At 58.6% G+C, this 21,283-nt stretch carries 17 protein-coding genes; 6 read left to right on the top strand and 11 right to left on the bottom strand.

Going from position 1 to position 21,283, the window contains the following annotated elements:
- Positions 1 to 54 precede the first annotated feature (54 nt).
- From J2Y56_RS08865 to J2Y56_RS08820, 10 genes are all read right to left on the bottom strand, one after another.
- On the bottom strand, positions 55 to 1,617 hold the full coding sequence (locus J2Y56_RS08865) for a SpoVR family protein (protein ID WP_007947799.1): 1,563 nt from the start codon (positions 1,615 to 1,617) through the stop codon (positions 55 to 57).
- A complete protein-coding gene (locus J2Y56_RS08860; RefSeq protein WP_007947798.1) occupies positions 1,614 to 2,885 on the bottom strand; it encodes a YeaH/YhbH family protein in 1,272 nt (423 codons plus the stop codon). The genes J2Y56_RS08865 and J2Y56_RS08860 overlap by 4 nt, the downstream gene beginning before the upstream one ends.
- A gap of 123 nt (positions 2,886 to 3,008) precedes the next feature.
- Entirely contained in the window at positions 3,009 to 4,931 is a 1,923-nt protein-coding gene (locus J2Y56_RS08855) for a PrkA family serine protein kinase (protein ID WP_007947797.1), read from the bottom strand.
- A 296-nt stretch (positions 4,932 to 5,227) separates the two neighbouring features.
- Positions 5,228 to 5,557, bottom strand: coding sequence for a thiosulfate sulfurtransferase GlpE (gene glpE / locus J2Y56_RS08850; RefSeq protein WP_003228847.1), 330 nt, complete (start codon positions 5,555 to 5,557; stop codon positions 5,228 to 5,230).
- Between the two features lie 33 nt (positions 5,558 to 5,590).
- Entirely contained in the window at positions 5,591 to 6,472 is an 882-nt protein-coding gene (locus tag J2Y56_RS08845; RefSeq protein WP_310333580.1) for a symmetrical bis(5'-nucleosyl)-tetraphosphatase, read from the bottom strand.
- Complete coding sequence (apaG, locus tag J2Y56_RS08840) at positions 6,472 to 6,852, bottom strand: Co2+/Mg2+ efflux protein ApaG (RefSeq protein ID WP_007947795.1); 381 nt, start codon at positions 6,850 to 6,852, stop codon at positions 6,472 to 6,474. Before apaG ends, J2Y56_RS08845 begins: the two co-directional genes overlap by 1 nt.
- 122 nt (positions 6,853 to 6,974) lie before the next feature.
- Positions 6,975 to 7,793, bottom strand: coding sequence for a 16S rRNA (adenine(1518)-N(6)/adenine(1519)-N(6))-dimethyltransferase RsmA (gene rsmA / locus J2Y56_RS08835; protein ID WP_007947794.1), 819 nt, complete (start codon positions 7,791 to 7,793; stop codon positions 6,975 to 6,977).
- The gene (pdxA, locus tag J2Y56_RS08830; protein ID WP_007947793.1) at positions 7,790 to 8,779 is read right to left on the bottom strand and encodes a 4-hydroxythreonine-4-phosphate dehydrogenase PdxA; all 990 of its coding nucleotides are present in this window, start codon (positions 8,777 to 8,779) and stop codon (positions 7,790 to 7,792) included. Before pdxA ends, rsmA begins: the two co-directional genes overlap by 4 nt.
- Positions 8,776 to 10,098, bottom strand: coding sequence for a peptidylprolyl isomerase SurA (gene surA / locus J2Y56_RS08825; RefSeq protein WP_007947792.1), 1,323 nt, complete (start codon positions 10,096 to 10,098; stop codon positions 8,776 to 8,778). Before surA ends, pdxA begins: the two co-directional genes overlap by 4 nt.
- Positions 10,073 to 12,865 carry an LPS-assembly protein LptD gene (locus J2Y56_RS08820; RefSeq protein WP_310349774.1) on the bottom strand — a complete coding sequence of 931 codons (2,793 nt, stop codon included), beginning with the start codon at positions 12,863 to 12,865 and terminating at the stop codon, positions 10,073 to 10,075. The genes surA and J2Y56_RS08820 overlap by 26 nt, the downstream gene beginning before the upstream one ends.
- A gap of 130 nt (positions 12,866 to 12,995) precedes the next feature.
- On the opposite strand from J2Y56_RS08820, the gene J2Y56_RS08815 reads away from it, so the two are divergent.
- The 3 genes from J2Y56_RS08815 to J2Y56_RS08805 are packed head-to-tail and all read left to right on the top strand — an operon-like array spanning position 12,996 to position 15,452.
- Entirely contained in the window at positions 12,996 to 14,015 is a 1,020-nt protein-coding gene (locus J2Y56_RS08815) for an aminoglycoside phosphotransferase family protein (RefSeq protein ID WP_007947790.1), read from the top strand.
- Entirely contained in the window at positions 14,012 to 14,683 is a 672-nt protein-coding gene (gene murU, locus J2Y56_RS08810) for an N-acetylmuramate alpha-1-phosphate uridylyltransferase MurU (protein WP_007947788.1), read from the top strand. The genes J2Y56_RS08815 and murU overlap by 4 nt, the downstream gene beginning before the upstream one ends.
- A gap of 1 nt (position 14,684) precedes the next feature.
- Positions 14,685 to 15,452, top strand: a complete 768-nt coding sequence (locus J2Y56_RS08805) for a TerB family tellurite resistance protein (RefSeq protein ID WP_007947787.1) — start codon at positions 14,685 to 14,687, stop codon at positions 15,450 to 15,452.
- Positions 15,453 to 15,589: 137 nt separating this feature from the next.
- Here J2Y56_RS08805 and J2Y56_RS08800 read toward each other — a convergent pair whose 3' ends face one another.
- Complete coding sequence (locus J2Y56_RS08800; RefSeq protein WP_310349773.1) at positions 15,590 to 16,585, bottom strand: alpha/beta hydrolase family protein; 996 nt, start codon at positions 16,583 to 16,585, stop codon at positions 15,590 to 15,592.
- 73 nt (positions 16,586 to 16,658) lie between these two features.
- Here J2Y56_RS08800 and J2Y56_RS08795 point away from each other — a divergent pair, with 73 nt between their 5' ends.
- The 3 genes from J2Y56_RS08795 to J2Y56_RS08785 all read left to right on the top strand — a co-directional run bounded on the left by J2Y56_RS08795 (position 16,659) and on the right by J2Y56_RS08785 (position 21,149).
- Entirely contained in the window at positions 16,659 to 19,055 is a 2,397-nt protein-coding gene (locus J2Y56_RS08795) for a PAS domain S-box protein (RefSeq protein ID WP_310349772.1), read from the top strand.
- Positions 19,056 to 19,131: 76 nt separating this feature from the next.
- Entirely contained in the window at positions 19,132 to 19,773 is a 642-nt protein-coding gene (locus J2Y56_RS08790) for a response regulator transcription factor (RefSeq protein ID WP_177323443.1), read from the top strand.
- A gap of 248 nt (positions 19,774 to 20,021) precedes the next feature.
- Positions 20,022 to 21,149, top strand: a complete 1,128-nt coding sequence (locus tag J2Y56_RS08785) for an ABC transporter ATP-binding protein (protein ID WP_007947783.1) — start codon at positions 20,022 to 20,024, stop codon at positions 21,147 to 21,149.
- Positions 21,150 to 21,283 lie beyond the last annotated feature (134 nt).

Here is a 21,283-nt window from a genome sequence, read left to right as displayed (position 1 = left end):
CCGTTAGCTCGACAGAATAACCGTTGCGCCGAACTTTCGGAGGTTCAAACCCGCTCAAAGATGAATGACGGCCAAGTCCAGCCGCCCGTAATCTCCTTCGCTGTGCTCACTTCTGGGGGGGACGTGATGGGTTTTCATCACCTGATCCCCTTGCAAGGTTTCCAGGTGGATATCAAAACCCCACAGGCGGTGCAGGTGCTTGAGCACTTCCTCGGTGGACTCTCCCAGCGGCTTGCGATCATGTTGCTGGTGCCGCAGGGTCAGGGATCGGTCGCCACGCCGGTCAATGCTGTAAATCTGCACGTTAGGCTCGCGATTCCCCAGGTTGTATTGCGCCGCGAGGGTTTCACGGATGATGCGATAACCCTCTTCATCGTGGATCGCTGGCACCAGCAGGTCGTCCTTCTGGTCGTCATCGAGAATGCTGAACAACTTCAGGTCGCGGATCACTTTCGGTGACAGGTACTGCAGGATGAAGCTCTCGTCCTTGAAGCTGCTCATGGCGAACTTGATAGCCGACAGCCAGTCGGTGCCGGCGATTTCCGGGAACCAGTGGCGATCTTCCTCGGTGGGTTCTTCGCACATGCGCCGGATGTCCCGGTACATGGCAAACCCGAGGGTGTAAGGGTTGATTCCGCTGTAGTAAGGGCTATCAAAGCCTGGCTGAAAGACCACGCTGGTGTGGGACGTCAGGAACTCCATCATGAACCCGTCGGTAACCAGGCCTTCGTCGTACAGGTCGTTCATCAGCGTGTAATGCCAGAACGTAGCCCAGCCTTCGTTCATCACCTGGGTCTGGCGTTGAGGATAAAAGTATTGAGCAATCTTGCGCACGATCCGCACGATTTCCCGCTGCCAAGGCTCCAGTAGCGGCGCGTGTTTTTCGATGAAGTACAGGATGTTTTCCTGAGGTTCGGCGGGGAAGCGCGCGTTGTCCTTGTCGCTGTACTTGTCCGCACCTTTCGGAATGGTCCGCCATAGATCGTTGATCTGTTTCTGCAAATGCTCTTCCCGATCCTTTTGCCGGCGACGTTCTTCTTCGGCGGAAATCGGATACGGGCGTTTGTAGCGATCGACCCCATAGTTCATCAGGGCGTGGCAAGAGTCCAGCAGGTCCTCGACCGCGTCGATACCGTGGCGCTCTTCGCACTGCATGATGTATTGCTTGGCGAAGACCAGGTAATCGATGATCGAACTGGCGTCGGTCCAGGTGCGGAACAGGTAATTGCCTTTGAAGAAACTGTTGTGCCCATAGCAGGCATGCGCCACGACCAGCGCCTGCATGCAGATGGTGTTTTCTTCCATCAGGTAAGCGATGCATGGGTCTGAGTTGATCACGATCTCGTAGGCCAGCCCCATCTGCCCGCGACTGTAAGATTTTTCAGTGCTGAGGAAGTGTTTGCCGTAGGACCAATGGTGATAACCCAGCGGCATGCCGACGGAAGCGTAGGCGTCCATCATCTGTTCGGCGGTAATCACTTCGATCTGGTTGGGGTACGTATCGAGTGCGTAGCGAGCCGCCAGACGACTGATCTCTTTGTCGTAGGCCTGGATCAGCTCGAACGTCCATTCGGAGCCGGTGGAAATGGGTTGGCGCTTCTGCTCTTTGGCGGTCATGTCACTAACCTGCGCTGGAATAGTTCACGGAAGACCGGGTAGATATCCCCGGCCGAGACCAATTGCTGCTGGGCAAAAGTGTCAGAGAAGGCTTCGGCGATGCGTTCGTACTCGAACCACAGGGCCTGATGTTCGCGCGGGGTGATCTCAACGTAAGTGTAGTACTGCACGAACGGCATGATCTGATTGATCAGAATGTCGCGGCAGATCGGCGAGTCGTCGTTCCAGTTATCGCCGTCGGACGCCTGGGCGGCATAGATGTTCCACTCGTTGCTCGGATAGCGCTCGGCCATGATCTCCTGCATCAGTTTCAAGGCGCTGGACACGATGGTGCCGCCGGTTTCGCGTGAGTAGAAGAACTCTTCTTCATCCACTTCCCGGGCACTGGTGTGGTGACGAATGAACACGACGTCGATCTTGTCGTAGTTACGCTTGAGAAACAGGTAAAGCAGGATGAAAAAGCGCTTGGCGATGTCCTTGGTTGCCTGCGTCATGGAGCCGGACACGTCCATCAGGCAGAACATCACCGCTTTGGAGCTGGGGTTGGGTTGCTTTATGAGCAGGTTGTACTTGAGGTCGAACGTGTCCAGAAAGGGTACGCGATGAATCCGCGCACTGAGTTTTTCGATTTCTGCTTCGATTTTCTGGATATCGCCGAAATTGTCTGGTTCTTCCTGCTTGAGTCGCAGCAGTTCCTCTTTGGCTTCGCGCAGTTTTGCACGGCTGCTGCCGGACAGGGCAATGCGCCGCGCATGGGCCGAGCGCAAGGTCCGAATGATGTTGATCCGCGATGGGTTGCCTTCGTTGCTGATCCCTGCACGCACTGTTTTGAAGGTGTCGGTGCCAGTCAGGTTGCGTTTGACCAGGTTCGGCAGTTCGAGATCTTCGAACATGAACTCGAGAAATTCCTCCTGAGTGATCTGGAAGACGAATTCGTCCATTCCCTCGCCCGAGTTGCCCGCCTTGCCGGGGCCTCTGCCGCCGCCACCGCCAGGTGGACGGGCAATGTGCTCGCCGCTGGTGAATTCCTTGTTGCCCGGGTGCACGACGGTCTGTTTGCCACCGCGACCGTGATGAAGCACCGGCTCGTCGATGTCGCGGCCGGGAATGCTGATCTGTTCGCCGTGTTCCATATCGGTGATGGAACGCCGGCTGACCGCCTCTTCGACAGCCTTTTTGATGTGATCACGGTAACGCCGCAGAAACCGCTGACGGTTCACCGTGCTCTTGTTCTTGCCATTGAGACGTCGGTCGATCACATAGCTCATAGGCCCCTCCGGGGAGCTTCAAGTCGTAAGCTTCAAGCTGCAAGCGAAAGCGCCGTGAGCTCCCGGAATTGGGAGTTTACCCGCTTTTCTCTTGCAGCTTGTAGCTAGAAGCTTGCAGCTGCTTCACTGCGACTTCCGGACCCGTAGGTACCATTCGGAAAGAAGCCGTACCTGTTTGTCGGTGTAACCACGCTCGACCATCCGTGTGACGAAGTCGTTGTGCTTCTGCTGGTCTTCTTTGCTGGCCTTGGCGTTGAAGCTGATGACCGGCAGCAGGTCTTCGGTGTTGGAGAACATTTTCTTCTCGATGACCACCCGCAGCTTTTCGTAGCTGAGCCAGGTCGGGTTCTTGCCGTTGTTGTTGGCCCGGGCGCGCAGCACGAAGTTGACGATTTCGTTGCGGAAATCCTTCGGATTGCTGATGCCGGCCGGTTTTTCGATTTTCTCCAGTTCTTCGTTCAGGGCGACGCGGTTGAGGATTTCCCCGGTTTCCGGGTCGCGGTATTCCTGGTCCTGGATCCAGAAGTCGGCGTACAGGACGTAGCGATCGAAGATGTTCTGGCCGTACTCGCTGTACGACTCGAGGTAAGCGGTCTGGATCTCCTTGCCGATGAACTCGATGTAGCGCGGTGCCAGGTATTCCTTGAGAAATCGCAGGTAGCGTTCACGTGTTTCGGCCTGGAACTGTTCCTGTTCGATCTGTTGTTCCAGCACGTACAGCAAGTGCACCGGGTTGGCGGCGATTTCGTGCGGGTCGAAGTTGAACACCTTCGACAGAATCTTGAACGCGAAGCGGGTAGACAGGCCGTTCATGCCCTCGTCGACACCGGCGTTGTCGCGGTATTCCTGAATCGACTTGGCTTTCGGATCGGTGTCCTTGAGGTTTTCACCGTCGTACACACGCATCTTGGAGTAGATGTTCGAGTTTTCCGGTTCCTTGAGGCGTGAGAGCACCGTGAACTGGGCAAGCATCTTCAAGGTGTCGGGCGCGCAATGGGCCTTGGCCAGAGAGCTGTTGAACAGCAGCTTGTCGTAGATCTTCACTTCGTCGCTGACCCGCAGGCAGTACGGCACTTTGACGATGTAGATCCGGTCGATGAACGCTTCGTTGTTCTTGTTGTTACGGAAGGTGTGCCACTCCGACTCGTTGGAGTGGGCCAGCAGGATCCCGGTAAACGGAATCGCGCCAAGGCCTTCGGTACTGTTGTAGTTACCTTCCTGTGTGGCCGTCAGTAATGGGTGCAGCACCTTGATCGGCGCCTTGAACATTTCGACGAATTCCATCAGGCCCTGGTTGGCCCGGCACAGTGCGCCCGAGTAGCTATAAGCATCGGCGTCGTTCTGTGGATATTCTTCCAGTTTGCGGATATCGACCTTGCCCACCAGGGCCGAGATGTCCTGGTTGTTCTCGTCTCCCGGTTCGGTTTTGGCCACGGCGATCTGATTGAGGATCGACGGATACAGTTTCACCACCCGGAACTGGCTGATGTCACCGCCGAATTCGGCCAGGCGTTTGGTGGCCCATGGCGACATGATGGTGTTGAGGTAGCGCCGTTGGATACCGAAGTCTTCTTCGAGGATCGCGCCATCTTCAGTGGCGTTGAACAGACCCAGTGGCGACTCGAATACCGGAGAGCCCTTGATCGCGTAGAAGGGCACTTTTTCGATCAGCTGTTTCAGCTTCTCGGCCAGGGATGACTTACCGCCACCGACAGGGCCGAGCAGATAGAGGATCTGTTTCTTCTCTTCCAGGCCCTGAGCGGCATGGCGGAAATACGACACGATCTGGTCGATGCATTCTTCCATCCCGTGGAAGTCTTCAAAGGCCGGATAGCGGCGGATCACTTTGTTGGAAAAGATTCGCGACAGTCTCGAGTTGGTCGAGGTGTCGAGCAGCTCCGGTTCTCCGATGGCCAGCAATAGACGCTCGGCGGCGGAGGCGTAGGCGCTGCGGTCCTGCTTGCACAGTTCAAGATACTCTTGCAGCGAGAGTTCTTCCTGGCGTGTGGACTCGAATCGTTGTTGGAAGTGGCTAAAGATACTCATGACGTCACCTCGCTCGATACGTGGAGCCGACGCCGGATCACTCAGTCGATGCTGGCAGCAACCGAACAGGCGGTCGCTGTTTACCCCCCAGAACTCTCACGGAGCTGACCACTCCGAAAGCTACTCCCGATGACCCGCGCGCCGGTGTACCGGCTCTCCCCTGTTTTGGATGGCCTGCGCTTAAGGATAGTTGGGAATTCAGGAGGTAAAGGCGAGATACGTAATTAGTTGTGGCAGACCGTTCGTCTGCCACCGCGCAAGCCCGCAGGGGGCGGGGCTTGCACGTTACAAAAAAATTATTCCGGGGTACCTTGAGCTGTTTCCGCAGGATACGTCGTGCGCCACAGCTCAAAGCCACCATCCATGCTGTAGACGTCGGAGAAACCCTGGCTGATCAGGTACGCCGCGGCACCCTGGCTGGAGTTGCCGTGGTAGCAAACCACTACAGTCGGTGCGTCCAGATCTGCGCCCTGAATAAAGGCATGCAGGGAATGGTTGTCCAGATGTTTCGAGCCGCTGATGTGCAGCGCGGCGAAGGTGGCAGGATCACGGACATCGACCACCACTGCGCCTTGTTCACGCAGGGCCTGGGCCTGTTCCGGGGGGATACGTTTGAATTCGCTCATGGCGGGCTCCTGTGGCTTGGCTGATAGAGCAGCCTAGCGCGGGTCGCTGGCTGGGGGTTGTTCGGTAATGGTTTGGGCGACGGCGGGTTCGCTGTGGCCCTTATCGTTGCACTGGCAATGCAGGCGCTCAAAGGTGTCGACGTTCATCAGGGTCATCGCTCCACCCCAGACACAACCGGAGTCGAGCGCGAAGATCCCCGGTTCGTCACATTGGCCTTCGAGGGCCGCCCAATGGCCAAAGATGATCTTCAGGCCCTTGGTCTTGCGCTCCTTGTACGTGAACCATGGCTTATAGCCCGGTAGCGCCGTGCCGACGCCTTCCTTGCTCTTGAGGTCGAGTTTGCCCTCGCTGGTGCAGAAGCGCATGCGGGTGAAATAGTTGGTGATGACGCGCAGGCGCGTAACGCCCTTGAGATCGCTGTCCCATTTCGCCGGGTCGTTGCCATACATGCCGTCGAGGTACGGGGCGATACGGTTGTCGTCGCGCAGGACTTCTTCAACTTCAGCGGCGCACTTCATGGCTTTGCGCAGTGACCACTGTGGTGGAATGCCGGCATGCACCAGGGCAATGTCGCGCTGTTGGTCGTAGTGCATGAGCTTTTGCTGGCGCAACCACTCCAGCAGCTGCGCGCAATCGGGTGCTTCGAGAATCTCGCGCAGGGTGTCATTTTTTTTCAGGCGTTCGATGTTACGCCCGGCGGCTAGCAAGTGCAGGTCGTGGTTGCCCAGTACGCACACCAGCGATTCGCGAATGTCATAAAGAAAGCGCAGGGTTGCCAGCGACTGCGGGCCCCGGTTGACCAGATCGCCCACCAGCCAGAGGCGATCCTTGGCCGGATCAAAAGCGACTTGCTTGAGCAGACACTGCAGTGGCTCGAGGCAGCCTTGCAGGTCGCCTACGGCATACGTCGCCATTAGTGCAAGACTCCGGGCACCGCCAGGCGGAATGGAGCGATGATGGCGTCGAAATGCTTACCGTCATCGGCAACCATCTGGTAGGTCCCTTGCATGGTGCCGACTTTGGAGGTCATGACCGTGCCGCTGCTATAGGTGTGACTCTGGCCCACGTCGATCAGCGGCTGCTGCCCAACCACGCCAGCGCCACGAACCTCCTCGACATGCCCGTCACCGTCGGTGATCACCCAGTGCCGCGACAACAATTTGGCCGGTAGCTCGCCGTTGTTGTGCACGGTAATCGTGTAAGCGAAGGCAAAGCGGTTCTGCTCGGGTTGCGATTGTTCTGCCAGATAGCGGGTGACGACGCTGACGTCGACCTGATAACGAGGATCGGACATGCAAGAGGCCTTAAAAACGAAGCGGGACGCGGGGCTAGCTGATGGAGATCAGTCTAGGCCAAGTACCGGGTAGTAAACCAGACATCGCGTCTGGCGTCCTACCCGATAACGCTTGTCACCTGTCAGTCGGCGGCGGGCGGGTTCAAGGCTTGTTCGCTGAGCTTGTCGGCCAGGCGCACGAAGGCGGCCAGGTCGAGCTGTTCGGGGCGCAGGCTGCCATCGACGCCGGCGGCTTCGATTTCGGCATTGCTCAGCAGCAACTTGAGGGTGTTGCGCAGGGTTTTGCGGCGCTGGTTGAAGGCTTCGCGAACGACACGCTCCAGCAATTTATGGTCTTTGGCCGGGTGTGGCAGCACCGTGTGGGGCACCAGGCGCACGATGGCCGAATCAACCTTTGGTGGCGGATTGAACGCGCCCGGACCGACGTTAAACAGATGTTCGACCCGGCAGTGGTACTGAACCATGATCGACAGACGACCCCAATCACCGCCACCCGGGCCTGCCGCCATGCGCTCGACCACTTCTTTTTGCAGCATGAAGTGCATGTCGCGGATCAGGCTGGCGTTGTGCAGCAGGTGAAAAATCAGCGGCGTGGAAATGTTGTACGGCAGGTTGCCGACCACACGCAGGCTACCCGGCGCGGCATTCAGGCTGGTGAAGTCGAATTTCAGCGCATCACCCTGATGCAGACTGAAATTACTCTTGCCAGCGAACTGCTGATTGAGGATCGGCACCAGGTCCTTGTCCAGCTCCACCACGTCCAGTTGTGCGCCGCTGTTGAGCAAGCCTTGAGTCAGTGCCCCCTGGCCCGGGCCGATTTCCAGTACGCGGTCTTCGGTTTTGGCGTGGATAGAGCGCAAGATACGGTCGATAACGCCGGCATCGTGCAGGAAGTTCTGGCCAAAGCGTTTGCGCGCCTTGTGTTGATAATGCTCGGTCATAAACGGGTCTCGGCCATCTGGTAGGCGGTTTCCAGGGCGACTTGCAGGCTGCCGGTGTCGATTTTACCGCTGCCGGCCAGGTCCAGGGCGGTGCCGTGGTCGACTGAAGTGCGGATGATCGGCAAGCCGAGGGTCACGTTGACTGCCGCGCCGAAACCTTTGTACTTCAGCACGGGCAAGCCCTGGTCGTGGTACATCGCCAGCACTGCGTCGCAGTGCTCCAGATATTTTGGGGTAAACAGAGTGTCGGCGGGCAGGGGGCCGCGAAGGTCCATGCCTTCACCGCGCAGGCGCTCTAATGTAGGTTCGATAATGTCGATTTCTTCATGGCCCAGGTGTCCACCTTCACCGGCATGCGGGTTGAGCCCGCAAACCATGATGCGTGGCTGGGCGATGCCGAATTTTTCTTGCAGGTCGGCGTACAGGATTCGCGTGACCCGCTCCAGGCGCTCCGGCGTGATCGCATCGGCAATCTCGCGAAGGGGCAGGTGAGTGGTGACCAGCGCCACGCGTAATCCACGCGTGGCCAGCATCATCACCACTTGTGCGGTATGGGTCAGGTCGGCAAGAAATTCGGTGTGCCCGGAGAAGGCTATCCCGGACTCGTTGATGACGCCCTTGTGTACGGGAGCGGTGATCATGCCGGCGAAATGCCCGTCCAGGCAGCCTTGACCCGCACGGGTCAGGGTTTCCAGGACGAAAGCGGCATTGGCCTTGTCCAGTTGACCGGCGCAGACCGGCGCATTGAGCGGCGTATCCCAGACATACATACTGTTAGCGGGTGCAGGAACATCCGGCCAGCAGTCTGGCGTTACCGGCAACAGATTGACAACCACGCCCAGCTGCACGGCCCGCTCAAGGAGCAGGTCGGCGCTGGTAATGGCAATCAGGGGATGTGGCTGGGCTTGCGAGGCGAGCAGCAGGCACAGGTCTGGACCTATGCCGGCCGGTTCGCCGGGTGTCAGCGCGAAACGCTTGGGTTTCACTGTGCTGCCTGGCTTGCACCAGGGAGTTTGATTTCTACGTACGCTTCGTCACGGATCTGACGCAACCAGGTTTGCAGCTCTTCGTCGTATTTGCGGTTACGCAGTACGGTCATGGCCTGTTGCTCGCGAGCCTGGGCAGTGCTGTCGGTGGCGCGACGGCCAAGTACTTCCAGAACGTGCCAGCCATACTGGGTCTGGAACGGCTTGGACAGCTTGCCTTGCGGGGTGCTGGCCATCACTTCGCGGAATTCCGGTACCAGTGCGTTCGGGTCGATCCAGTTCAGGTCGCCACCATTGAGCGCAGAACCCGGGTCTTCCGAGTAGTTCTTGGCCAATTCGCTGAAGTCTTCACCCGCTTCGATACGCGAGTAGAGCGACTGCGCCAGGGCCTTGGTTTTTGCTTCGTCGCGGATCGGGCTTGGTTTGACCAGGATGTGACGCACGTGCACTTCGTCGCGCACCTGGGTTTCACCGCCGCGCTTGTCGAGGATCTTGAGGATGATGAAGCCGCCGGGTGTGCGCATTGGCTGGGTGACATCACCTACGGGCATGGAGCTCAACATGCGATCGAACGGAGGTGGCAATTGAGCCGCTTTACGCCAGCCCATGTCGCCGCCTTCCAGTGCGGTTTCGCTGGCAGACTTCGCCATGGCTAATTGACCGAAATCAGCGCCTTGCTTGAGTTGCTGGTAAATCGCGTCGGCCTGCTTGGCGGCACTCTGAATCGCTTCGGAGTTGGCGCTTTCCGGCGTAGGAATCAGGATATTGGCCAGACGAAACTCTTGAGACAATTGCATCTTGCCCAGGTCGGAGGCGAGGAAGTTCTTCACTTCCTGTTCGGACACCTGAATGCGTTCTGCCACGCGACGCTGACGCACACGGCTGATGACCATTTCACGGCGAATCTGTTCACGGGCGTCGTCGTAAGACAGACCGTCGTGAGCCAGCGCGGCGCGGAATTGATCCACCGACATGTTGTTGCGCTGGGCAATGGTGCCCACCGCCTGGTTCAGTTCTTCATCGGTAATGCGGATGCCCGAACGTTCGCCGATCTGCAATTGCAGGTTTTCGACGATTAAACGCTCCAGCACCTGCTGCTCCAGCACGCTGGCTGGCGGCACGGCAGAGCCACGCTTGGCAATGGTTTGCTGAACTTCATGAACGCGCTGGTCCAGTTGGCTCTGCATGACTACGTCGTTGTCGACGATGGCCACCACTTTGTCGATGGACTGTACGGCGGCATTGGCCGCGGTACCCAGAAACAGCGCGCCCAGCAGTAGCGGGCGCAGACAATCAGAAAGCTTGGTTTTCACGTTCACGATAACCTTGGATGCCTTTGTCGAGGAAGCTCTCTACTTTGGAGCCGGTGAGGCCGCCGAGTCCCTTCAGAACAATTTGGAGGAAGACGCCGTGGTCGCCCTTTTCGTTTTGTGGAGCATCTTGGCTGAACTCGTCGTAATCAACGAAGTAGCGGTTGATCAAGCGCAGTTTCCAGCAGCAATTGTCGTACTCGAAACCACCGAAGGCTTCCAGGGTACGGTTTTGGTTGTAGTCATACTGCCAGCGGCTGATGGCGTTCCACTGAGGCACGATCGGCCAGATCACCGAGAAGTCGTGCTGCACGATCTTGTAGTAGTCCTTCACGAAACCCGGCTGGCCCTCAACGCCATAGTCACCTCCGAACTGCCACTTACCGGTGTTCTGGTTGTAGAGCACCTGGTCGTTGCGATAGCGATAGCCGGCGTTGACGATCTTGTTCGGGTTGTCTTCAGGCTGGTAGTGGAACATCGCGCTACCCGAGCGTGGGCTGCGGCTGTCCGGGTCCCAGTTGTAATCGGCCGTGGTGCGCCAGTCGCGGTTCCAGCGGTATTCGTATTCCAGGGCGTACGGCGAAACGTCGGCGGTAGAATCGGCACGGGTACTGTCGATGCCTGGCATCTGTACTTTGCGATCCTGGAAGTAAAAGGCCTGGCCTACGCTGATGCGTTGCCGTTCAAAACCGTTGTCTTCGATCCAGCGGTTGGTGATGCCCAGCGACAGTTTGTTCTCGTCGCCGACACGGTCGGAGCCGGAGAAACGGTTGTCACGGAACAACGATGCATAGCTGAAGGTGTATTCGCTGGTGTCGAAAACAGGAATGTCTTCCTGATCTACCTCTGGTACATAGAGGTAGTAAAGGCGCGGCTCAAGGGTCTGGCGATAATTCTTGCCGAACCATTGGGTTTTGCGATCGAAATACAAACCGCTGTCGATGCTCGCGATTGGTACGCCACGGTTCTGGTTGCTGTCAAAGGTACCGAGGAGTTTGTCTGACTCCGCGGTCTGAGCGTCAATCTGGGATTTGCCGATGCTGTCCAGGTCCAGTTGGTACTGGGTATATTGGTACTTGAGCGTCGGCTTCAGGAAGCCATAAGTCCAGTCCAGCGGCAGGCTGACGGCGGGTGCCAGGTTGAGGCGGTCGCCGTTAGCGCGCGCCAGACCTTGAGTGTTGGTGTCCAGCTGAGGGCTCACATTGCCGTCTTCATCGGTGAACGTGCCATTTTTCAGGTCACGATCAAACCGCACGATTTCAGTGTTGTAGCTGAAATTCAGGCCACCTGGCTGATAAGGCAGCGCACCATCCAAGGTGATCTGTGGCAAGCGATCGTAAGGGGTGACGTTCGCAACTGTCCCCAACTGAAATGCCTGAGCATTCACGCGCGCCACATAGCTGTCACCGCGGTAGCTGACCGAGCCTTGCTGATTCACGTAGTCAGCGCTTTTCACACCAATCTGGTCGGTCTGAAGATCCTGGAAGTAATAAGGATCGCTGATCTTGGTGTAGTCGACTTGCGTGAGTACGCGCGAATCAAGACCACCCTTGTGCTGCCAGTTATACATGTAGCGGTCTTTGCGGTAGTCGGTCTGTTTGCTGCGCTGGGTGTCTTCGTCGTCGAGGTACGCAGCACCGAACTGACCTTCGCTGGATTCGGTGAGGTAGCGGAATTCGCCTTCCATCAACAAGCCATGCTTTTCCATGTAACGCGGGTACAACGTGGCATCGTAGTTCGGTGCCAGGTTGAAATAATACGGTGTGACCAGCATGAAGCCGGTATCGGTGCCGGTGCCTATGGTCGGCGGCAGGAAGCCGGACTGGCGACGGTCATCGATCGGGAAATAGATGTACGGCGTGTACAGGACGGGGATGTCCTTGACTCGCAATGTCACGTTGGTCGCGGTACCGAAGCCGGTCGCCGGGTTCAGGGTGATGTTGTTGCCCTTGAGCTGCCAGGCGTTGCTGTCCGGTTCGCACGTGGTGTACGTACCATCCTTGAGGCGGATGATCGCGTTTTCGGCACGCTTGGCGTACAGCGCGTTACCGCGGATACGGGATTTGTGCATCACGTATTCGGCGTTGTCGACCTTGGCTTCACCAGTGTCCAGTTGCACTTCTGCACGATCGCCCACGATCAGTGCGCCGTTGTCGCGGATGCGCACGTCGCCATTGAGTTCGGCGCGGCTCTCGGCCTGATACAGGCTGGCCTCGTCGGACTCGACCTGCATGCTGCCCTGACGCAACACGACGTCGCCGGCCAGCGTGCCGACCTGATCTTCAGTGTTGTAGCGCGAGGCTTTCGCGCCGATAAAGGTAGGCGCGTCACTTTTGTCCGTCTTGTCATTCATGCCAGGACGAATCGGTTCGACATAGGCGCCCGCGCAGTAAGGGCCGGTTTCGGCCAACTGTGCTGCAGTGAGATTTTCGCGTGGCACCCAGTCGAGGTGGCTGTAATCTTCGCTACGGGACTTCAGGCCGCGGCCGTTGGACTCGGTAACCAGTACAGTCTTGGCGCCAGCCTCTTCGCTGGAGCCGCTCTGGACTGCAGTTTCGCCAGTGGCGGAAACTGCGCTGTCTTCATGGACAGGGCGCGGTGGTAATGTCGCCGTCGTCGCTTTTGGCGCGCAGCTCCAGGCACCCGAAGCGGAGGCTGAGCAGTCATACTGTTCCGCGGCGACCACGAATGAAGTAGCCAGGGGTTGCAGGGCCAGCAAACTGCCGGTAACCAACAACGGAAATTTTTTACGAAACGCGGGGGATTTCAATGCCATCTTATTAGTCCGGGCTTCCTGCGTGCCATCTGCCCGCGGTGTGGGCCGCACGCCTCTCGATGGTCTGAAAAAGATGCTGGATAATAAAGCATGACCCGCTTGACGGCTAGCGCCGTCGGAGACCCTTGCAATGCCTGATCAAGATGTACGTTTGCAGCAACTGAAAGTTTGGCTCGATGAGCAGTTGGCGATTCTCTTTGCAGCACAAGGATGGGGTGCCGTACCCCCGGCCACGTTGACTGCGGCCAGTAGCGACGCGAGCTTTCGGCGCTATTTTCGCTGGGAAGGCGAGGGTAAAAGCTTCATCGTGATGGACGCTCCACCGCCCCAGGAAAACTGTAAACCCTTCGTGGATATCGCTTTTTTGCTGGCGAAATCGGGAATAAATGTACCGAAAATTTATGCCGAAGACCTCGAGCGCGGTTTTCTTTTGCTCAATGACTTGGGCAACAAGACTTACCTGGACGTGATCGACAGCAAAAATGCCGACGATTTATTGAAGGATGCCCTGCAGGCGCTGTTGGCTTTTCAGCAGTTGCCAATGGTTGCGCCGTTGCCGAGTTATGACGTCGCACTGTTGCGTCGCGAGCTGGAATTGTTTCCCGACTGGTACGTAAAACAGGAACTGGGCATCGAGTTCGACGCGGCGCAGAAAATGCTCTGGCAGAACGTGACCGATCTGTTGATTGATAGCGCCTTGGCCCAGCCCAAAGTGCTGGTGCATCGCGACTACATGCCGCGCAACTTGATGATCAGCGATCCGAACCCGGGTGTGCTGGATTTCCAGGATGCGGTTTATGGTCCCGTGACCTACGACGTGACCTGCCTGTTCAAGGACGCCTTCCTCAGCTGGCCTGAAGAGCGTGTGCGCGGCTGGCTTGAGCAGTACTGGCAGCAAGCCGGCGCTCTCGACATTCCGGTTCAGCCGGATTTCGAAGACTTCCTGCGAGCCAGCGACTTGATGGGCGTGCAGCGTCACCTGAAAGTCATCGGCATCTTCGCCCGCATCTGCCATCGTGACGGCAAGCCGCGCTACCTCGCCGATGTGCCACGCTTCTTTGCCTATATAGAAGCGGTGATCGCCCGCCGGCCTGAACTGGCGGAACTGGATGTGTTATTGCTAAGTCTGCGTGCCGGAGCCCATGCATGAAGGCCATGATTCTGGCGGCAGGCAAAGGCGAGCGTATGCGTCCGTTGACCTTGACCACCCCCAAACCGCTGGTTCGCGCCGGCGGCGTGCCGCTGATCGAGTATCACCTGCGCGCCCTGGCGGCAGCCGGGTTTAGCGAAATTGTGATCAACCATGCCTGGCTCGGTCAGCAGATCGAAGATTATCTGGGCGACGGTTCACGCTACGGCATCACCATCCAGTATTCACCGGAGGGTGAGCCGCTGGAGACCGGCGGCGGGATTTTTCGCGCGTTGCCGTTACTGGGGGACGATGCTTTTGTGGTGGTCAACGGTGATATCTGGACCGATTACGACTTCAGCGTGCTGCATCAGCCCGGCGCCGGGTTGGCTCACTTGGTACTGGCGGATAACCCGGCCCATCACCCGGCCGGCGATTTCACGCTGGTTGACGGCCACGTGCGCGACGGACAGCCAGGCATCACAACCCTGACGTACAGCGGCATCGCAGTGTTGCATCCGCAACTGTTCGACGGTTGTTCTGACGGGGCGTTCAAGCTAGCGCCGCTGTTGCGCAAAGCCATGGCCGACGGGCAAGTGACGGGCGAACGGTTGAAAGGCCAGTGGGTGGATGTCGGCACGCACGAGCGCCTGGCCGAAGTTGAAGCATTGATAGAAGCGAGCCGCTGAGATGTTGTGGCCAGGGACTCTGATCGGAGCCGGAGCAGGCTATGCCATAGCCAGCATTCCGGGGGCCATGCTCGGCGCGTTGTTGGGGCAGGCGCTGGATCGGCGCTTGCACTTGCAAAGCTTTGGGCATCTGATTGAAAAGCTCGGCGGTCGTCCGATGCTGCGCAATGATGAGCTGCTTTTCGTGTTGTTGGGGCGGTTGGCCAAGAGTGATGGACAGGTGATGGAGGGCCACATCCAGCAGGCCCGTCAGGAAATGCGGTCTTTGGACATGACGGAATCGGCGCAACGTCGTGCCATTGTCGCGTTCAATCGCGGCAAATCGGGTAATGACCGATTACGCGGCTATCTGCGGCGCTTGAGTGCTCAGCCTCATGCCGCAGAAGGTGTGTTGCGCGCCTGTTGGCGGATGGTCTGGGCCGATGGCCGTGCCGGTAGTCGTGAGCGCGAGTTGATTGCCCAATGGGGTAAGTGGCTGGGCTGGACGCCGCATCAGGTGCAGGCATTGGCCGCCGATTATGAGCAACACAGGCGGCCAAAGGTCAGCGGCGCCATCAGCTATCAAGATGCGCTGCGGCTTTTGGGGGTGTCGGCAACCAGCGAGCCGGAGCAGATCAAGCGTGCTTATCGGCGCTTGCTGAGTCGCCACCACCCGGACAAGATTGCCGGCAGCGGGGCGACGGCATTGCAGGTGCGTGAGGCAACGGACAGGACTCGCGAGTTGCATACGGCTTATACGTTGATTCGTGAGCGGCGGGATTTTCGATAGGGCTAGGGGTTGTGTCGCCTGTGAGGACGCCTTTGCGAGCAAGCCCGCTCCCACATTTGATCTCGGTGCACACGAATTCTGTGTCAACTGAAGATCTAGTGTGGGAGCGGGCTTGCTCGCGAATGGGGCACCTCGGTCTATCGGTCCGCCGCATTCTGCGGATTCAACCAGCCACGCACCCGGCGTACCAGCTGGTCCTGCTCAGCCTTGGCATTCCCCGGCAGCGCTTTCAACGAAACCTGATTGAATGCCGACGTCTTCAAACGCTTGCTGGCCTGCAAACGCTCCAGCGCTGCTTTGCGATCCAGCGGCTTATCCATATAGAAAAGGTCCGCCGTCGCGAGCTTCAACGTCGGCGTCAGTTCGGCCAGCGCAGGCGTTGCAGCAACCGGTGCCTGGGCTGCGACCATCACGAACTTCTCCACTTGCGAGGGTTGTCTCTCACTCAGGTAGCGCGCGGCCCAGTAAGCGCCAGTGCCATGGCCTAGCACGACAATGCGGCGGGCGCTTTGTTGTTCGGCATAAGCAATGGCAGCCTCAATACGCGCGAAGATGCGTTCAGCGTCGGCTTTTACCTGCTCCTCGCTGGTTTCGGCGATGACCTTGTCGACCACTTCCGCTTCACCGCCGGCGGCCTGTTCGATGGGCGCTGCGGTGGTGGAATCCTTGCTGGCGGTATCCGGTGCTTTTGGCGCGGGTGCGACTTCGACGTTACGTGGCGCAATGGCGTCGCTTTGCAGATCGGGCAAGGTGATACTCAGGCTGCTCCACTGGGCGTCTGGCAATTGGCGGCGCAAAGGGCCGATTGCTTGCGGCCAGTCAGCGGTTTCGCCAGCACCGGGGATGATAATCACCGCGCCCTTGGGCTCGGTGGTATTGGCCGGTTTCCACAAGGCTAGAAAGGTGTCGGTGCCGGCTTGCAGCTGTTGCTGTTCCTGAACAGGGATTTTTCGCTCAAGTGCTGTCGCTTCTTCCTGACTACGCTCAAGCAATGGCTGGCGTTCGGCCGGTTTTTCTTCTGTGGTTTTTTCTGCAGTTTCTGGCGCCGGGTCGGTGATCTCGGCAGAAAAGGCACAAGGCAGGATCAGCGACAGGCACAATGCTGGCAGTGCCAGGCGGTAGACAGGGGGCATCGGATATTCCAGGCCAGAAGTGTTTCCGGCAGCCTAATGGGTTAGTCAGTGTTTGTCAGTGTGTGAGACTTCGATGATGTTTTTTCGCTGCCTGTGGGTTATCGGCTGTTTGTGGTTTCCCTTGATGGGGTGGGCGGCGTCTGCGCCCCAGGTGCATGCCGCGCCATTGTCGCCCGAGCAAAAACAATGGCTGGCAACCCATGGTGAACTGCGGGTCGGTGTGGTCTTGCAGGCGCCTTATGCGCAATACGATCGCCGTTTGCAACGCTTGTCCGGGGTGAACGTCGAGCTGATGAAATGGTTGGCCAATGCGCTCAAAGTTGAGCTCAGCTGGCGCAATTTTCCGGATGGCGCGCAACTGGAAGACGCTGCACATGCGGGTGAAATCGACATCGCTGTGGGACTGATGCAAACCCCTGCCGGTTTGCGCCTGTGGCAATTTACCGATCCGTACATGCGAGTTCCGCAACTGGTGGTCAGCGACCAGAAAGGCACCGGTGTCGTGGAACTGGAGAAGCTCGACAGTCAGACCCGTGTCGCGGTGCGGATGCCCAGCGTGACTGCCGATTATCTGCGCAGCAATTATCCCCATCTGAACCTGCAAGGCGTACCCATCGAGCGTCAGGCGCTGCAATTGTTGCTGAGTCAGCAAGCCAGTTACGCCGTGGTCGATGAGGCCCAGCTGGGCCGATTATCCGCCGAGCCTGAGTTCGCCGGACTGGTCGTGGTGGGCGACATCGGCCTGCCGCAATTGCTGCGAGTGGCCACTCGCCGGGATTGGCCGGAGCTCGCGGGCATCGTCGAAAGTGCGCTGCGGGCGATCCCGGCCAAGGACCTGGAGCAACTGCACAACCAATGGTTACAGCCTAAATACCCAAGGCTTTCCGAATCCCCGGGGTTCTGGCAAAACCTTTGCCTGCTGTTTGCCGTCATGCTGCTGAGCAGCATGGCCATCGTGTTCTGGCAGCGACGGCAACAGCACAGTCTGGAGCAACGCCTGTTGGCTGCGCGCGAAGACATTGCGCTGCGTGAAGCCAGTGAAGAGGCGCTGCGCCTGACGCAGTTTTCCATCGATCAAAGCACCGTCGGCATTCTCTGGGTCAACTGGGACAGCCATGTACGTTACGCCAACCGCGCTGCCGAAAGCATGCTCGGCTACCCGCCGGGCGGGATCATCGAGCGACCGCTCATCGACTTCGAGCCCGGTTTGCACATGGATCGCTGGCTGAATCTGTGGAAACGCGCGCGGGCCAGTGAGGAGGGACCGCTCAGTTTCGAAACTAACTGCGTGCGGGCTGACGGCAGCATTTTGCCGACGGATGTGTCGTTGAGCTTCCTGCGGTTTCGCGATGGCGAATACCTGGTTGTTTATCTCAACGACGTGACCGAACGCCGCCGCGCACTGGCCGCGTTGCAGGAAAGCGAGGCGCGGTTGCAGGGGATTGCCGCCAACGTTCCAGGGCTGGTCTTTCGCCTTGAGCGCGCACCGGTGACCGGGCAGATCGACTTTGCCTACATTAGTGAAGGCAGTGAAAGCCTGGTGGGGTACTCGCCGGCCACCCTGGCCCATCGCGATAAAGGTTTGCGCAGTCTGGTGCACCCGGACGACAAGGCCAGCTATCACCAGACTCAGGACCATGCGCTGGATACCGACAGTGACTGGTCCTGGCAAGGGCGGATCTTGACCCGTTCGGGCGAACAGCGTTGGGCCGAGATCAAAGCCATCACCCGTCGACTCGAAGACGGCGCTTACGTTTGGGACGGTATCGTCTGGGACATCAGCGAGAGCAAGCGTATTGAGCTGGAACTCGCCAGCTCCCGCGAACAGCTGCGTGAGTTGTCCGCGCACCTGGAGAGCGTGCGCGAAGAGGAAAAGGCGCGCATCGCCAGGGAAGTTCATGACGAACTGGGCCAGATGCTGACCGTGCTCAAACTGGAAACGTCCATGTGCGAATTGACCTACGCCCAACTCGACCCTGGACTGAACGAGCGCTTGAACAGCATGAAGCGCTTGATCGCTCAACTGTTTCAACTGGTGCGCGATGTGGCCACGGCGCTGCGACCACCGATTCTCGACGCCGGGATCGCGTCTGCCATCGAGTGGCAGGCCCGGCGTTTCGAGGCGCGCACGCAGATTCCGTGTCTGGTGCAGGTGCCGGACAATCTGCCGGTGCTCAGCGATGCCATGGCCATAGGCTTGTTTCGGATCCTTCAGGAAGCGCTGACCAATGTCATGCGCCATGCCCAGGCGCATACTGTTGAGCTCACTTTGGCGCTGGAAGGCGACGAGTTGTGTCTGACCGTCAGTGATGATGGCGTAGGATTTGTCCCCGCCACCGGTAGGGCAACATCTTTCGGAGTGGTCGGCATGCGTGAACGGGTGTTGATCATGGGCGGGCAGCTTTCGCTTGAAAGTGAGCCGGGGGAGGGCACGACGTTGAGTGTTCGTGTGCCGCTGGATGCAGCCTGAAGAATGTGTGTTGACTGTACTGACGCCTTCGCGGGCAAGTCGGATCGCGATAGATCCTGGCTCTGAAATAAAAAGAATGGAGAAGAACGTGATCCGTGTACTGGTAGCCGAAGACCACACCATCGTCCGCGAAGGCATCAAGCAATTGATTGGCCTGGCCAAGGATTTGCTGGTGGTGGGGGAGGCGAGCAATGGCGAGCAGTTGCTCGAGACCTTGCGGCATGTGCCGTGCGAGGTGGTATTGCTGGATATCTCCATGCCGGGCGTGAATGGCCTGGAAGCAATTCCGCGGATTCGTGCGCTTAACAATCCGCCCGCCATCCTCGTGTTGTCGATGCACGACGAAGCGCAAATGGCCGCCCGGGCATTGAAAGTCGGCGCTGCGGGTTACGCGACCAAGGACAGTGATCCGGCGCTGCTGTTGACCGCTATCCGTAAAGTGGCGGCGGGTGGGCGCTACATCGACCCGGACCTCGCCGACCGCATGGTTTTCGAAGTCGGCTTGACCGATTCAAGGCCGTTGCACTCATTGCTGTCGGAGCGCGAATTTTCGGTGTTCGAACGTCTGGCCCAAGGCGTCAACGTCAATGACATCGCTCAGCAACTTGGGTTGAGCAGCAAAACCATCAGCACCCACAAAGCGCGTTTGATGCAGAAGCTCAACATCACCTCGCTGGCGGAATTGGTGAAGTACGCGATGGAACACAAACTCCTCTGACACACCTCCCACGAGGGACTGTGTGCATATCCAATAACGACGTACATTTCAGCCGCCTGCACCTGTTCTTGCGGCTTGCAGCGGACAGCTTGCCGCTGCGTTTGTCAAAACGCGCCATCCTTGTAGGGCAATCCCTACCCCCAACCTTCCATCCGGCTGAGGCGATTCTCTCCTGCCCCCCGATTTGCGTGGTCGGCAGTGTCCACTAGGCTTAGTCCACAGCAGTTATCAACAACAAAGGTGCGGGTATGAGCCAGGTCGATTCAAGCGCAGGGGCCAGCGACATTCTGGTCAGCTTTCGTGGAGTGCAGAAAAGCTACGACGGCGAGAACCTGATCGTCAAAGACCTCAACCTGGACATTCGCAAAGGCGAATTCCTCACCTTGCTCGGGCCGTCCGGCTCCGGCAAGACCACCAGCCTGATGATGCTCGCCGGTTTTGAAACACCGACCGCGGGCGAAATCCTGCTGGCCGGGCGTTCCATCAACAACGTGCCGCCTCACAAGCGTGACATCGGCATGGTGTTCCAGAACTACGCGTTATTCCCGCACATGACGGTCGCCGAGAACCTCGCGTTCCCGCTGACCGTGCGCGGCATGAACAAGAGCGACGTCAGTGCCAAGGTCAAAAAAGTCCTGAGCATGGTGCAGCTCGACGCCTTTGCGCAGCGCTATCCGGCACAACTGTCCGGCGGTCAGCAGCAGCGTGTGGCATTGGCCCGGGCACTGGTGTTCGAGCCGCAATTGGTGCTGATGGACGAACCGCTCGGTGCGCTTGATAAACAACTGCGCGAACACATGCAGATGGAGATCAAGCACCTGCATCAACGCCTCGGCGTGACCGTGGTTTACGTGACCCACGACCAGGGTGAAGCCCTGACCATGTCTGACCGGGTAGCGGTGTTCCATCAAGGCGAGATTCAGCAGATCGCGCCGCCGCGCACCCTCTACGAAGAACCGAAAAATACCTTCGTTGCCAACTTCATCGGCGAGAACAACCGCCTCAACGGCCGCCTGCACAGCCAGACCGGCGATCGCTGCATCGTTGAGCTGGGTCGTGGCGAAAAAGTTGAAGCCCTGGCGGTCAACGTCGGCAAGACCGGCGAACCGGTCACGCTGTCGATTCGTCCCGAGCGCATCAGCCTCAATGGTTCCAGCGAGTCATGCGTCAACCGCTTCTCAGGGAGGGTGGCGGAATTCATCTATCTGGGCGATCACGTCCGGGTTCGCCTGGAGGTCTGCGGCAAGACCGACTTCTTCGTGAAACAACCGATTGCCGAGCTCGATCCCGCGCTGGCTGTTGGCGACGTGGTACCGCTTGGCTGGCAGGTCGAACACGTTCGCGCGCTCGACCCGCTAGGGGACGCTCCCACTTAGTTTCCACACCGCGCCGGGTCTGCTGTTGTGCAGGGCAAGGCGCGAGAAGCGTGGTTTGGTCATTCCAAATAAGCTTCGAGCAACGCAGCCCTGCACAACAGCAGGCCCGGCCCTTCGGGTTGTGCCTTAAAGCG

This window comes from Pseudomonas sp. BE134 (genome assembly GCF_031456105.1).
Lineage (GTDB): Bacteria > Pseudomonadota > Gammaproteobacteria > Pseudomonadales > Pseudomonadaceae > Aquipseudomonas.
This window is presented reverse-complemented; position numbering and strand designations above follow the sequence as displayed.

Coding starts and splice junctions, on each gene's coding strand:
- J2Y56_RS08865 (WP_007947799.1), bottom strand. CDS start 1,617: ATGACCGCCAAAGAGCAGAAGCGCCAACCCATTTCCACCGGCTCCGAA.
- J2Y56_RS08860 (WP_007947798.1), bottom strand. CDS start 2,885: ATGAGCTATGTGATCGACCGACGTCTCAATGGCAAGAACAAGAGCACG.
- J2Y56_RS08855 (WP_007947797.1), bottom strand. CDS start 4,931: ATGAGTATCTTTAGCCACTTCCAACAACGATTCGAGTCCACACGCCAG.
- glpE (WP_003228847.1), bottom strand. CDS start 5,557: ATGAGCGAATTCAAACGTATCCCCCCGGAACAGGCCCAGGCCCTGCGT.
- J2Y56_RS08845 (WP_310333580.1), bottom strand. CDS start 6,472: ATGGCGACGTATGCCGTAGGCGACCTGCAAGGCTGCCTCGAGCCACTG.
- apaG (WP_007947795.1), bottom strand. CDS start 6,852: ATGTCCGATCCTCGTTATCAGGTCGACGTCAGCGTCGTCACCCGCTAT.
- rsmA (WP_007947794.1), bottom strand. CDS start 7,793: ATGACCGAGCATTATCAACACAAGGCGCGCAAACGCTTTGGCCAGAAC.
- J2Y56_RS08820 (WP_310349774.1), bottom strand. CDS start 12,865: ATGGCATTGAAATCCCCCGCGTTTCGTAAAAAATTTCCGTTGTTGGTT.
- J2Y56_RS08815 (WP_007947790.1), top strand. CDS start 12,996: ATGCCTGATCAAGATGTACGTTTGCAGCAACTGAAAGTTTGGCTCGAT.
- murU (WP_007947788.1), top strand. CDS start 14,012: ATGAAGGCCATGATTCTGGCGGCAGGCAAAGGCGAGCGTATGCGTCCG.
- J2Y56_RS08805 (WP_007947787.1), top strand. CDS start 14,685: ATGTTGTGGCCAGGGACTCTGATCGGAGCCGGAGCAGGCTATGCCATA.
- J2Y56_RS08800 (WP_310349773.1), bottom strand. CDS start 16,585: ATGCCCCCTGTCTACCGCCTGGCACTGCCAGCATTGTGCCTGTCGCTG.
- J2Y56_RS08795 (WP_310349772.1), top strand. CDS start 16,659: ATGATGTTTTTTCGCTGCCTGTGGGTTATCGGCTGTTTGTGGTTTCCC.
- J2Y56_RS08790 (WP_177323443.1), top strand. CDS start 19,132: ATGGAGAAGAACGTGATCCGTGTACTGGTAGCCGAAGACCACACCATC.
- J2Y56_RS08785 (WP_007947783.1), top strand. CDS start 20,022: ATGAGCCAGGTCGATTCAAGCGCAGGGGCCAGCGACATTCTGGTCAGC.